Raw genomic sequence first — 13171 nt, 5'->3', positions numbered from 1 at the left:
AAATGCACAAATCAAGATGCGTTGGCAGCGGTTCCGGGGAGGAAACATGAATGAGTGAGACGAAGACCGTCCTGTTGGTGGAGGACGAGCCAAATATTATGGAGGCGTTGCGGTTTGTGCTGGAGCGCGATGATTGGCGCGTTGTAACTCACTCGGACGGTGCGACAGCGCTTGGTGCAATTACGGATATCGCGCCCCATGTGGTGGTGCTTGATGTCATGCTTCCCAACAAATCTGGTTTTGATATTCTGCGAGAACTGCGTGCGGGTCAAAACACAGTGCCTGTTTTGATGTTGACCGCGCGCGGACAACAAAAAGACCGCGATATGGCGATTGAGGCAGGGGCGAACCGGTTTATGACAAAGCCCTTCGCAAACCGTGATGTTCGTGACGCCCTTAACACGTTGATCGCGCAGTAACCCATGGCTGGCTTGCCCAAAACGGTCTTTTTGCAGCGCGACACCTATCGTCGCCGACGTATCGGGGATGCCATTAAGCTGCTGCCAATAGCGGGTGTTGTTCTGTTTTTCATGCCGTTGCTGTTGGGCACGCCTGAGCAACCTGCGCAAACCTCAAGCTTGGGGCTTTTCATTTTCTTTAGCTGGTTTGCCCTAATCGGGATGTCCGTCTTTCTAGTGGCGCTATTCAACAGAACGCCAAATACGCCCCGCAAGGCCGAAAAACTAAGCGCTGAGGACCCCTTGGGATGAGCTTTAACCTGCTGATCCTTGCATCACTCGGCTATGTGGTCTTTTTGTTCATTGTGGCTTTCGTCGCCGAAGATCGGGCCGAACGCGGGCACAGCGGGTGGGCGCGGTCCCCTTGGGTTTATACGCTGTCGCTCTCTGTTTACTGTACCGCTTGGACATTTTACGGCGCTGTCGGATTTGCGGCGCGCTCGGGTCTTGAGTTCTTGACCATCTATCTTGGACCGACCCTAGTGTTGGTTGGTTGGTGGTGGCTGTTGCGCAAGCTGGTCCAGATAGGCAAGGCCCAACGGATCACGTCCATCGCTGACTTGCTGTCATCGCGGTATGGTAAGTCCAACTTGGTGGGTGCAATCGTGACCGTGCTCGCGGTGATTGGAACCACGCCCTACATCGCGCTGCAACTTCAATCCGTGTCCCTTTCGGTTGCCGCATTCGCCAGCAACACGCCTCTTGGCCCGCTTGATGTGGCCAAAACAACGGGGATTTGGGTGGCCGTCGGCCTTGCGCTATTTGCGATTTTATTCGGGACGCGCAATTTGGACGTAGACGAACGCCACCACGGGGTGGTCACGGCCATTGCTGTTGAGGCGGTTGTAAAATTGTTCGCGCTGATCGCTGTGGGCATATTCGTTGTCTGGGGCGTGGCAGACGGGGCCGCTGACATTAAGAACCGGATAGATGCATCTGAAATTGCTCAATTTAATGTGGATAACTCCCGATGGATTGGCCTGACGTTTTTGTCAGCAGCAGCGTTCATTTGTTTGCCGCGTATGTTTCAAGTGCTTGTGGTTGAGAACGAAGATGAGAATAATCTGAGTATCGCAAGTTGGGCTTTTCCTCTCTACCTCGCGGCGATGAGCCTTTTCGTGGTGCCTATCGCAGTTGTCGGGTTGGAGTTGCTGCCCGAAGGGTCCAATCCTGACCTATTTGTGTTGACCATTCCGCTGACCCAAGGAGCAGATGGGCTGGCGCTTTTGGCGTTCTTGGGGGGCTTCTCATCGGCTACGTCCATGGTGATTGTGGCCGCTCTGGCGCTTGCCACGATGGTTTCGAACAACATGGTCATGCCGCTATATCTACGTGCGCAAAACATTGGGGCCACGGTATCGGGCGATGTGCGGGCGGTGGTGCTGGTGTCGCGTAGGCTGTCGATCGTCGCGGTGCTGTTGTTGGGCTACATCTATTACGCGGTTTCTGGCGGCACTGTGGCGCTGTCGTCCATCGGCCTCATCTCGTTCGTGGGGGTTGCACAGGTGCTGCCAGCGTTGATCGGTGGGCTGTTTTGGCGCGGTGGCACACGCACCGGTGCGGCCCTTGGCTTGATCGTGGGGTTCAGCATTTGGATGTATACGCTGCTGCTACCTACATTGTTTGCGGATACGAACGTGTATTCTAGCATCGTGGGCGATGGGCTTTTCGGAATTGAGTGGCTGCGCCCATATGCGCTGTTTGGTGTGACGCGCCTTGATCCGATAGTGCATTCGGTCTTCTGGACAATGCTGCTGAACGCGTCCGCTTTCATTATCGCCTCGATCTGTAGTTTCCCCAATCCTGTTGAGCGCTTGCAGGCTACGACATTTGTGAATGTGTTTGACCTTGCGGAAGAAACGGGTGGCTGGCGCGGTGCCGCGATTGAGGCGGAAGATCTGCTTGTGATGGCGCAGCGCATCATTGGGGGGCGTGATGCGCAACGGCTCTTTACGCAAGTGGCGCGAAAGCAGGGTAAAGAAGGATATTTGCCCGATATCACGCCAGACTTCATCACTGTGCTTGAGCGCCGTTTGGCAGGCTCGGTCGGTGCGGCAACTGCTCACGCGATGATGGGGCAGATTACGGGCGGCTCCTCGGTTTCCGTGGAAGAGCTCATGGCCGTGGCCGATGAGACAGCTCAAATGTTGGAATACTCCAACCAGCTTGAGGTAAAATCGGCCGAGTTAGAACGCACCGCCCGTCAATTGCGCAATGCCAACGAAAAGCTGACTGCGTTGTCGGTGCAAAAAGATGCGTTTTTGAGCCAGATTAGCCATGAATTACGCACGCCCATGACCTCTATCCGCGCGTTTTCTGAGATATTGCGCGAGGGGGACGTGAACGGCGCAGAACGGGCCCGTTACGCGGACATTATCCATGATGAGGCGCGTCGCCTGACGCGGCTTTTGGATGATTTGCTGGATTTGGCCGTGTTGGAAAATGGTCAGGTTAGCCTCAATATCGAGAACGCGCGCCTTGAACAGCTGATCAACCGCGCCATCGACGCTTGTGTGAATTCTAGCTCTCAGATGCACATCAAACGCAACCGCGCGAATGAGGCGATCATGCTGGCCACTGACCCTGATCGTCTGGCGCAGGTTTTCATCAACCTTATCACGAACGCGCAAAAATACTGCGATGCGCCCAAGGCGGAGTTACGCATCAGGATCGCAGATTTGGGGCCGTCCGTGCAGGTTGATTTCATCGACAACGGAAGCGGGATCGGTGTTGCGCAACAAGCTGTTATCTTTGAGAAATTCTCACGCTTGACGGATCACGCACGTGCGGGCGGGGCAGGGCTTGGGCTTGCGATTTGTCGCGAAATCGTCGGCAAACTTGGCGGGACCATTGAGTATCTTCCGGGCCAAGACGGGGCTGCGTTTCGGGTCACGTTGGCGAAATCGCTGCCTTAGGGGCAGTAAGGCGTCAAAATTCGCAATCAAACAGCCGTGTCAACGATTTGGTAACTGCCCTGTGGTCTAAGCTGCCGAAACGGGCGCAGTAAGGACTAAATAGCATGAGCACGCCGTCAACGCAGCCTGCATTGCGACGCAAAATCAAACCGAACCTGAACAAGGTCGATACCACAGGGCTGCAAGAACGCGCCCTGCGCCTTTTGGTGTCTCGCGCGGGGCAGGGCTGTCATGATGTTGATGTGGCTACATCGAACATGCGTTTTGATGTGCTGACGCTTGAAAGCTTGTTGGAGACGCTTGAAGACGGCTTGATGATGCGCCTTCTTGAGGGGGCTGGTGGGCAGCGTGGGTTGATGTGCATTTCGGTGGGCGCAATCGCTGCACTTGTCGAAGTGCAACTTACGGGAAAAGTGTCGCCGACCGCAGCGCCTGAGCGGGCAGCTACACGTACGGATGCGCGATTGGCGCAACCGTTTACCCAAGAAATTCTGAACGCTCTTGCTGAGCAACCTGAGGTATTTGGCGGCGCAGCACCTTTTGATATTGGTGCCGTCTTTGCTGAAAAACGGCTTGCCCCGTTGGCTCTTGAAAATGGCGATTTCCATATCATTCGCATGACGGTCGATTTTAATCTGGGCGCGAAATCTGGCGATATCATTTTTGCATTTCCAGTGGCGGTTCTGCCGCCTGTTGAGGCGCCGATCATCGCGCTGGATGATGCGCGCAGCCCGCGTGATATTTTGGGCGATGGACGGGTTTCGCTTAGGGCCGTTTTGCACCGTGTCACCATGCCTTACAGCGCGTTGCGCGATTTAAAGGTTGGTGATTGTGTTAACATTCCGCGCAATGCACCAAGACAAATGCGCCTTGAGGCAGAGAGCCGCGTTGTTGCTCGCGGGATGTTGGGCATGATCAATGGGTCAAAGGCTGTGCGTCTTGGCCACGACACCACGACCGAGCAGATGGAGCCACTACATGGCGGTGGTGGGCACAGTGGGACAGGGCTTGCTGGCCTGTCGTCCGAGCAAACGGCGATGGGTGGAATGCCTGAGTTGCCGAGCAGTTTTAATACACCTGCAGAGACACCAGGCCCCGGCTTTCCGGGTGCGCTTGAAGGGTTCACTACTGTTGAAGATTTGCCTGATGTTGGGCTGTCTTTACCCGAGGATGGCGCAGCTCTTTCTGATGATGATTTTCTTGAGCCAACGGATGACGCCGCACCTATGCCAACTGCTGAGATGGCAGGATCACCTGATGCTTTTGATGCAGAAAGCTTGCCGCCACTAGACATGCCAGACCTGCCGCCGCTTGGTGATGGCGAGATGGCAGACTTTGCGCCCATGCCAGACTTCCCACCGCTACCAGAATGAACGCAGTGGCAGATTTGCTATGGGTAGTTGTGTTACTTTTGGCCCCAACCAGATCAGGATTAGCCGTTTGCCAAAGCAGTTACTAAGCCTTGGCGAGCGCCTCAATTTGCGGGCGCAGGCCTTCCATTTGATAGCCACCGCGGGCAGCAGCCTCGATAATGTCATCCGTCGGCAGCTGACCTGCCACGGCGAGGCACCAAACCATTGTTGAACGCGTCCCACTTGCACAATAGGCAAAGACAGGGCCTTCAGCCGATTGCAGCAGTTCAGCTTGTTTGGTCACGTGTTCCATAGAAAGCATCGGGCTGGCAAATTGGTTCAACAGCAGCGTCAGTCCTGCTGCGTCTGCCGCTTTTTGCATTTCCTCAACATGCAGAGAGGCGGGGTTTTCTGCGTCTGGCCGGTTGCAGATAACTGTTTTGTAGCCTGCCTCGGCCAATGCATGAAGGTCTTGTGGCTCAATTTGGGGTGCCACGGCAAAGTCGGGGGTGAGAACGCGTAAATCCATGGGTAATTCTTAAGTTAGAAACGCGCAGAGGTCTACGCGAAATGAAAGAAGGGGTGAGTGAGGCTGTGATTGGGGGCGCTTACAACGTCAAATCAGGTTGCCCTGTCATGTGACGGACCCGCCCAAATAGATCTACGCCCATCTGAAGCGCAATGTGGATGACATCCATCGGGACCCAGTTTTCGGCAATCTTGTCGCCTTCAAGGCGGTAGAAATCCATCACACGCATTTCGATCATGCGGCCGGTTGGAGCCATGCCGAGCCATTCGCCCGTATGCGTGCCGCGTACCGATGGCCATCCTCCGGTCACGGCGTAAGGGCCGTCACTGATCCGAATGTAGTGTCCGGCACCTTCACGGTCATTGTAGGCGCGTAGGAACGGAATTTGGTGGTGGGCGCGAAAGCCTTCAAGCCCGCGGGTGCTGCCAATACCAGCAGGTCCGTACCACATAAACGTATCGGTCCAGTAGTGGCCGTGGTTCATGCTATCGAGTGATTTGCCGTCAAAATTTCCCAGAGCGCCGTGCATTTTGAGAACTGTATCCATGGCGCTACTGTCGGTTGTTGAGGTGGTCAAACGCACGCCATCCCCAGTTGCAGGCGGCTGCCATTGCGCCTCAGCGCCGAGCGATTGGGGAAGCGGCCAGCATTGAGCTTGGCGCATCAGGTCCAGCAGATCGAACATCACCCATGATTGAACGATCTTATCATCGCTTAACTCATGGGCTTCGCAAAACCTGATGTTGACTGTTCCATGGGTAGCGGGAATGCCCAACAGGTCGCCGCGCATGGTGCCCTGCAGAACACCACTGCAGGCAACCAAATCGGCGGCTCGGTCGGTTGTGACGCGCGCATCTGGCAGGTTCGGTCCGCCAAGCACCATTTGGGTGCGGCGCTCCATGTCCGGTATGGCGCTACGCAAAGTGTTCCACACATCCGCGATTTGTGCGTGACCCGTGCGTTCGTTAAAAGGGTGAACGCCGCGCCATACGGCGTTGTCGTGATATGCACTTTCAACCGGCGCACCAGCAACCAGCGCATCCAGAAGCGCGGTTGCTCGGGCTTTCACGGTGGCATAAGTCATCTGCGGTCTCCGGTTGTTTTATGTGTAAAATCAGCTATCTGCGAAGCATTGCGTTACATTTTACGACATGTCCATACCCAACCAAAAGGAGCCTGACATGAAAGGCAGCCGTCCCGAGCAAGCTGTGCTCACCAAAGATACAGATATGTCCAAAACCGAAAGTACCCGCGCGGTAATCGAAGGCATGGTCGATGGATTAAACGATCACCGCATCGTTGATATCGGCGAGTTTTTTTCCGAAGGTTTCCGTTGGATGGGCAATACCGGTTGTGGTACCAAAGAAGGCCTGCGCGCGTTTCAGGACAACTGGCAAAAGCCTTTTCAAGCGGCTTTCTCGGATAAGGTCTGCATTGATGAAGCGCGGCTTTATATGGGGGAATGGGCCTCGGCCTTTGGTCGTCAGGAGGCCACGCATTCTGGCAAATTTATGGGTGTTGAGCCGACAGGCAAACGCATTGAAATCAGATATATGGATTTCTGGAAAGTGGTCGATGGTAAGATCGTCGACAACTACGTGATGGTCGATTTTCCACACGTGCTGAGCCAGCTTGGTGTTGATGTATTCGGTGGTGAAGGCTGGGAGGCTTTTGATCGCGGCGAGAAAACTGCTCCGTCACCTGCCTGAGTGATACGAAGTGGTGGGTGCTCAACCGAGGATGACGCCCATCACAACCATCATGAGGCCAATTGCAGAGACCAGAAAAGACCCCAAGTTCAGCGGCATAAGCGCGCCGAGCCTTGCTTTCAAAGCTTCGTCTTCCAGTTGCTCTTTTTGAGCGGCGCGAACTTTGACGATAAACATGACAATGCCAATAATCCCCAACGCAGTTAATGCTGCGCCAGCAAAGATCACCATTTCGAAAACTGTAGAGCTTTGTTCCATGGCAGATGCGCTAAAGCAGATTGCGCGCCCACGCAAGCGCGGCTAGGTGTGGGCGGGATAATTCAGGAAGTAAAAATCAGGAGACGCGCGATGAGTGACTTTAACTCAAATGTTGTGGAAATGGATACCAAACCCGATAGCTACCGCGTCACGGCTGACGAGTTGCGCGCTTTCGTGGAGCGGATCGAGCGTTTGGATGCAGAGAAAAAAGACATCGCAGAGCAACAAAAAGAAGTGATGGCCGAGGCAAAAGGCCGTGGCTATGACACCAAAGTGCTCCGCAAGATCATCGCGCTGCGCAAGCGTGAGGCCGATGACGTTGCCGAGGAAGAAGCAGTGCTTGAAATGTATAAAGAAGCGCTGGGTATGTAAGCGCTGTCTTTACGTGAAGTACGAAAAAGCCCCGCAGTTCCAACGCGGGGCTTTTTTGTATCTGTTTAGCGTCTGATGGCTAAGGCGCAATGAAATCAATACCCTGCATCTGCTCGATCACGGTGATATCGGCCTCATATGCATCCGTCAGGTGCTGGACGTAAGCTTCGTTCCAATGGGCAAGCTCGACGGGTTGCTCAATATCTATCAGGTCGGCACGGGCGTATTTGTCTAAAAATGCGACCATGTTACGGCGTAGGTGGGCTTCGCTTTTGGGTGGGTTGTCGGCAATAAATGCGCGGAAACGCCGCGTGCCTTCGCGTAGCATGATTTTGGACAGCATATAATCCGTCTCGACCAGCGGGTCGTGGGGTTCAAGCCCCCCCATTTTGCGCATGATTTCGCCCCAAAGAAGCGGGCTTTCCTCATTGCTCCAAGCGGTAATTTTTGCATTGGGTAGTACCGCTTGGACACGTGCAATCATGTCAGACCAGCGAATGGACGCGGGATCAATTCCGCCCAAAAGGCTGCCGCGCTGTTCTGGCTCTAGCTTGCCCAACATATCTGCGATCAACGTAGCGGGGTTGCGAATGCCCAAGAATATTTCGATCTGATCTTGGGGAAACAGGCTGCGCAGACCGGAGAGTTTGAATTCGAGTTGTGAGTACAGCTGACCGCCGTCAAAAATACGTGCGGGAACACAGATAAAACTTTCATGGCTGATAATGATCCGGTCAACGTCATCTTCCTCGACAATCGCATCGAGCAGCACTTCGCGCGCATCAGGGGCAGGGGCCGCGCCGTTTAGAGTCTGAATCGTTTCCCGAAGAAGCCGTCGATAGCGCCCAGGCCCCGGGACAGCGGTTCCCACATCGGACAGAATCTCTTTGTTCATCAACAAGCATTTCAGCAACCTATCCTCATCGGTGCAGTGCGCCCCTATGTGTAGTGCGATTTGCATGATTTATTCCTTATCTTCTGGCGCTTAGATGCTTTTGGCCCCTAGTTTTCGGGCAGTTTTTCAATGAAAATGAATAAAGTTTGATTGGGACGTAAAAATGGCACGATTGGCCCCTTGTCATGGCAGAATCTTTTGGCTAAACGCTTCCGCAGTGCCCCTATAGCTCAGCTGGTAGAGCAACTGATTTGTAATCAGTAGGTCCGCGGTTCGAGTCCGTGTGGGGGCACCACTACCTTCCTAATGTCAAGCTATTTTTACTGCCTAATTTAACTTTAGGGAGTGTCTTCATGGGTTACATTCTGGATACATCAAACTCACAATCATCTATTCCTCACACGGTTATCCGTGGCAGGACCTACTACTTTCAGATGCGAGTGCCGAAGCAACATCAGCAAGTATACGGGCAATCTATTCGGGCTAGGCTGTCTGAGTGCGAGGACGAGGCACGTAATCTAGCTACGCATCTTTCCCATCTGCTAAAACAGTCATGGCAATCAAACACCAAAGTTAAGGTGTGCATTGATCAGGCTTTACGTTCTGTCCGTCCAGTCAAGGTAACTTTTGCTGCGATAGCTGATGAATACATCATCACGAGACAGGTTGATCACAAGTCTAGCATGGTAGCTGTCAGAGCTTTGCTAACCGTAGCTGGTGATCGTGCAGTTGAATCCTACAAACGAGACGATGCACGGGCTTTGATGGCTCACCTTCAGTCTGTTGGGAATAAGACTGCGACCATTAGAAGACGGTTCAACACTATTAGTGCTATTCTCAACTTTGCTTACCAAGAGCTAGAGATTGATAGACGTAACCCATTTGCCAAGATGACCATAATTGGTGAAGGGTTGGATGCAGCCAAAAGAGGGACGTTCACAGAACAGGAACTTCGTGATGGCTATCAACAATCAATGAACAGCATGACAGGGATACCGTTGCTGTTTCCGATGCTTGGTGAGACTGGTTGTCGTCTGGCTGAGATCGTTGGGTTGAGGGTAGGGGATGTCGAACTTGATGATCGTGTTTTACACATCCGTCCCAATGATAAACGAAGACTAAAGACTACTGGCTCAGAACGATCTTTGCCTCTGACGCAGACGGCTTGTTTTGCCCTAACAAAAGCACTCCAGCATTCAGATGATGAGTGGGTCTTCCCACGGTACATCAAAGAGGATGGTTGTTATGCCACTCATGCGAGTAATGCCTTAGCCAAGTGGACGAAGAGAAGATGGGGGCTGACTGCACATAGTCTTAGACACACGTTTAGAGACCGTCTCAGGGCTGCTGAGGTACCATTAGAGGCCATAGACCAGATCGGTGGCTGGTCCTCTGTCTCAAACATCGGCTCAAAGTATGGGCAGGGTTATTCGGTGGAGCACTTGAGGCAGTACATGGATAGGATTGCTATCACCTGACCCCAGTTAAACTCCCCGAGTAATAGAAGAAGTAAATTGGTGAGAGGGCTGGCTTATGTGCTGGCCCTTTTACATCTCCATGCTGGCTCAAAAGGGACCAGTAATACCCTGCTAGGATGACCGTAAGTAGTGGACCGTAAAAGTTGATAGTCCCCTCTCAGTCCCTCTTTACTACTCTTTTTCTCCATAAAATATTGACATACTGTTAAGTTTATGTTATAATATAACATATAGAGCGGGGTGAGTTTCCACTCTGCTTTACAAAAAACAAATCCCCAAAAACATACAAACATACAGGTGAGCAAATGCCCGTTTTTTCGGACTCGGATTCCGTCATGGACTCTAGTGACAACAATCAACCCAAAACATTCAAACAGTGGCAACAGCTGCGTCGTTCCAACCCATCAGGAATGAACGGCTACTACAGCACGAAGACCCAGCAGAAATTAATGCAGGACCGTCAGACTTTGGGGGATTCATTCTATGAATAGCCTCGAACTGCTAGAGCAGCTAGATCAAGCACGTGATGTGTTTCAGTCAGCAAACGTCCATCAGCAACATGAGATGGAAGGTATTCGTACAGAGCTTCGTCTACGTGGTTTGTTCTCATCCAAACAAATCAGGCCTTCCAGCATGGCGTATGAGTCAATCGTAGCAGTGCTCTTTATGCAAATGACACGGACAGGTCAGAAGCTAACCGTTCCACCGACTATTCTCAGCAATCCACACAAGTACTCGGTACCCACATCGTTACCGAGAGACTTAGCTGCAGCTGTGAAGGCCGACCTGCTCCTGCTGGAAGACAAGTGTACATACAGCCCTGCACTGCGTCTGCATCAGCTTGTCATAGGCACCTTGGCTAAGATCAATGGTGAGGATGCAGCATGACTGAACTTACATACCGTTCACTGCTCCGTACCCAGCAGCCCAATAAATACGAACGGCATGGGTACACACTCTATCGTTCAATGCAGACGGACCCTGAGTTCAAGCATGGTCTTCGTGCTTGGGTACAGTTTCCTAACGAGACAGAAGCAAGTCTCTGGAGAGAGGAAGGCTCATTAATGCGGAGCAAAGGGTCGTTTGAAGATCAAGCTTTGTTCACGGGGCTGTCGGCTTGGCTTCAGGCCATTGAGCTTGATCTGATCAAGCAATCCAACGAGGAGCAAAGTAATGCAGAATAACACACCTGCCCACATTAACTCTCTGGCTGAACTCGGCTCTTTTAGAACTTCCAACCCTGAAACGATCAAGATGGCAGATGGAACTGTACTCCGTCAGGTTACCAATAAAGAGTTCCTAGCTAAGGCAGAGGAAGATAATGCCTCGGACCATGTGATGGCAAGGCAGTCTGGAATGTCTGGATGGGTGACACGAGACAGTGGCCAACACGTAATGATTAAGCTGGCGACTGAAACTGCCTACGATCTTTCTGTCCCAGAGGATGGGCCAGTTGCACCATCAAACAGTGACACTGAATATGCTCCGGATGACCCAGAAGAGCTCAACTATGATGGTGAGTTCTCTGACCGTGACTTTGATCTGTTTGCTGATGTAGTCGGCAAGATCGAAAGCAATGGAGACTACACAGTCGTTGGTGGCTACAACGACCACTATCAAGGCAAGTACCAGTTCGGACGGCTTGCTCTCAAGGATGTTGGTATTGGGTTTAGTCAGGAAGCACGACAGGCGTTCTTGGGAGACCCTGAGTTGCAGGAAACAGCCTTCCAGTCTCTCACAATGCAGAACCATAAAACACTGACGAGGCTTTCTGCAAAGTACCGTCGGCTTAGCCAACGTGAACAGCTGGCCATTCTGGCTATGGCTCACAATGCAGGTGCGGGTGGGGCCTTAGAGTATCTTCGTACAGGCAAGGACACAGCTGATGGCTTTGGTACAGCTGGATCCAAGTACATCAATGCAGTCAGGTCAGCATTCCGAGGAGGTGAGGCATGAGTAGCCTGTCTGAAACCTCATTCGACTATGACGGTGTCGTCTGGACCTGTGCTTTGCTCCCGTATCGGATCATCGCATGTAGGGACCTTATTCAATACATTGTGCAGGTCCGTAATGAGAAGGCTTACCGTAATCTCTCATACTTCTCGGAGTGGGAGCCTATTGAAAGACATTACCCTCAGCTGGCAATGGCTGGTCTACCACTTAACAGCCCTGAGGTGCTGTCTCATGAGGTGAAACGGAGAGTGATGCGGCTGGGCAATAAACCTGCTCTCAATGATGATGAAATTGAAAGGGGGCCTACCTGCAACTTAGGTCAACTAAAAACGTCTAAATAGAAGTTAGACTATGTTGTTAGTAGTCATGCTTATTCGATTTTGAGGCCCCGATATCCAATGATCTTTCCTCCTTTGCAAAGGTAGTTCTGAGTTCCTCTACACTGATATTCATTCACGTGTTTAACCGAAAGGTCCTCGGGAAACATAAACCCCGTTGCAGACACTTCACCTTCCAGATCCCATGATGGTTCAATCCAGGTCTGCATGACTGCATGTTTTCGGTAAGGTTTCCCTGTTACGTCGTGTGTCTTGGCCCCCTAAAACTGTGCCACTATTTGTTGACTAAGGGAGTGACAGAGAATGGCACGGAAACGGTATTCACATGAGGATGCACTGAAGTTATTGCGCGAGATTGATGTTCATTTGCATGATGGGTTGGATGTTGTGGGCGCGTGTCGCAAGGCGGGTATTTCGGACAAGACCTATTACTATTGGCGCAAGAAGTTCGGTGGTCTAGGGCGACCGCAGCTCTCAGAAATGAAAGCACTGAAGAAGGAAAACGAGCGGCTGAAGAAAATCGTTGCGGACCTCCAACTGGACAAGCTGATCTTGAAAGAGAGCCTCGATTATTTAAAGCCGAAGGCCTGACGGTTGATGGGTTGCGTCAGGCCGTAATCCATACCCGCCAAAGACTTGATACGTCAGAACGGCGCACATGTGCGGTTCTCGGCGTCTCGCGTTCTGGCTTGCATTACAAAACGAAGGTTCAAGGTGATGACGCATTGCGCTTGGCCATGATCCGCCTTGCCAAGCAGTATGGTCGGTACGGATATCGAAAGATCGCTGAGTTGCTGCGGATCGAAGGTTGGCACGTCAATCACAAGAAAGTTGAGCGTTTATGGCGCGAAGAAGGGCTGAAGCTGCCAGAGCGGCATAAGAAACGAAGGCGGCTGTATCACAAAGACAGTTCG

16 protein-coding genes and 1 tRNA gene are annotated in these 13171 nt (G+C 52.4%); 13 read left to right on the top strand and 4 right to left on the bottom strand.

Annotation, left to right across the window (positions count from 1 at the left end; all coding sequences use genetic code 11):
- Positions 1 to 50 precede the first annotated feature (50 nt).
- From NIG5292_RS12985 to NIG5292_RS12970, 4 genes are all read left to right on the top strand, one after another.
- Entirely contained in the window at positions 51 to 419 is a 369-nt protein-coding gene (locus NIG5292_RS12985) for a response regulator transcription factor (protein ID WP_048599971.1), read from the top strand.
- 3 nt (positions 420 to 422) lie between these two features.
- Entirely contained in the window at positions 423 to 710 is a 288-nt protein-coding gene (locus tag NIG5292_RS12980; protein WP_048599970.1) for a hypothetical protein, read from the top strand.
- A complete protein-coding gene (locus NIG5292_RS12975; RefSeq protein ID WP_048599969.1) occupies positions 707 to 3373 on the top strand; it encodes an ATP-binding protein in 2667 nt (888 codons plus the stop codon). Before NIG5292_RS12980 ends, NIG5292_RS12975 begins: the two co-directional genes overlap by 4 nt.
- 104 nt (positions 3374 to 3477) lie before the next feature.
- Entirely contained in the window at positions 3478 to 4746 is a 1269-nt protein-coding gene (locus tag NIG5292_RS12970; RefSeq protein ID WP_048599968.1) for a FliM/FliN family flagellar motor switch protein, read from the top strand.
- Between the two features lie 82 nt (positions 4747 to 4828).
- Here the strand turns inward: NIG5292_RS12970 and NIG5292_RS12965 are convergent, their stop codons facing one another.
- Together NIG5292_RS12965 and NIG5292_RS12960 are read right to left on the bottom strand one after the other, a co-directional pair.
- Complete coding sequence (locus NIG5292_RS12965) at positions 4829 to 5254, bottom strand: protein tyrosine phosphatase family protein (protein ID WP_048599967.1); 426 nt, start codon at positions 5252 to 5254, stop codon at positions 4829 to 4831.
- Positions 5255 to 5333: 79 nt separating this feature from the next.
- Positions 5334 to 6338, bottom strand: coding sequence for an ester cyclase (locus tag NIG5292_RS12960; RefSeq protein ID WP_048599966.1), 1005 nt, complete (start codon positions 6336 to 6338; stop codon positions 5334 to 5336).
- A 97-nt stretch (positions 6339 to 6435) separates the two neighbouring features.
- On the opposite strand from NIG5292_RS12960, the gene NIG5292_RS12955 reads away from it, so the two are divergent.
- On the top strand, positions 6436 to 6963 hold the full coding sequence (locus NIG5292_RS12955) for an ester cyclase (RefSeq protein WP_048599965.1): 528 nt from the start codon (positions 6436 to 6438) through the stop codon (positions 6961 to 6963).
- A gap of 21 nt (positions 6964 to 6984) precedes the next feature.
- On the opposite strand, the gene NIG5292_RS12950 is transcribed toward NIG5292_RS12955, so the two are convergent.
- Positions 6985 to 7221: a hypothetical protein gene (locus NIG5292_RS12950; protein WP_048599964.1), complete on the bottom strand. Its 237-nt coding sequence runs from the start codon at positions 7219 to 7221 to the stop codon at positions 6985 to 6987.
- 90 nt (positions 7222 to 7311) lie between these two features.
- On the opposite strand from NIG5292_RS12950, the gene NIG5292_RS12945 reads away from it, so the two are divergent.
- Positions 7312 to 7593 (top strand): DUF2312 domain-containing protein, encoded by a 282-nt coding sequence (locus NIG5292_RS12945; protein WP_074842187.1) that lies wholly within the window; start codon positions 7312 to 7314, stop codon positions 7591 to 7593.
- A 79-nt stretch (positions 7594 to 7672) separates the two neighbouring features.
- On the opposite strand, the gene NIG5292_RS12940 is transcribed toward NIG5292_RS12945, so the two are convergent.
- Positions 7673 to 8554 carry a hypothetical protein gene (locus NIG5292_RS12940; protein WP_048599963.1) on the bottom strand — a complete coding sequence of 294 codons (882 nt, stop codon included), beginning with the start codon at positions 8552 to 8554 and terminating at the stop codon, positions 7673 to 7675.
- Positions 8555 to 8707: 153 nt separating this feature from the next.
- On the opposite strand from NIG5292_RS12940, the gene NIG5292_RS12935 reads away from it, so the two are divergent.
- The 7 genes from NIG5292_RS12935 to NIG5292_RS12905 all read left to right on the top strand — a co-directional run.
- Positions 8708 to 8783 (top strand) — tRNA-Thr (locus NIG5292_RS12935).
- Positions 8784 to 8841: 58 nt separating this feature from the next.
- Positions 8842 to 9966, top strand: a complete 1125-nt coding sequence (locus NIG5292_RS12930) for a site-specific integrase (protein WP_048599962.1) — start codon at positions 8842 to 8844, stop codon at positions 9964 to 9966.
- 483 nt (positions 9967 to 10449) lie between these two features.
- A complete protein-coding gene (locus NIG5292_RS12925; RefSeq protein ID WP_048599961.1) occupies positions 10450 to 10854 on the top strand; it encodes a hypothetical protein in 405 nt (134 codons plus the stop codon).
- The gene (locus NIG5292_RS14845) at positions 10851 to 11150 is read left to right on the top strand and encodes a hypothetical protein (RefSeq protein WP_143082041.1); all 300 of its coding nucleotides are present in this window, start codon (positions 10851 to 10853) and stop codon (positions 11148 to 11150) included. Before NIG5292_RS12925 ends, NIG5292_RS14845 begins: the two co-directional genes overlap by 4 nt.
- Before the next feature lie 172 nt (positions 11151 to 11322).
- On the top strand, positions 11323 to 11922 hold the full coding sequence (locus NIG5292_RS12920) for a hypothetical protein (protein WP_144412761.1): 600 nt from the start codon (positions 11323 to 11325) through the stop codon (positions 11920 to 11922).
- Between the two features lie 638 nt (positions 11923 to 12560).
- Positions 12561 to 12848: a transposase gene (locus tag NIG5292_RS12910; RefSeq protein WP_048599378.1), complete on the top strand. Its 288-nt coding sequence runs from the start codon at positions 12561 to 12563 to the stop codon at positions 12846 to 12848.
- 11 nt (positions 12849 to 12859) lie between these two features.
- Positions 12860 to 13171 (top strand): IS3 family transposase (locus NIG5292_RS12905; protein ID WP_144412760.1); only part of this gene is annotated, 312 nt, incomplete at its 3' end.

Origin of the sequence: Nereida ignava (genome assembly GCF_001049735.1) — a bacterium.
In the GTDB taxonomy this organism is placed as follows: domain Bacteria; phylum Pseudomonadota; class Alphaproteobacteria; order Rhodobacterales; family Rhodobacteraceae; genus Nereida; species Nereida ignava.
This window is presented reverse-complemented; position numbering and strand designations above follow the sequence as displayed.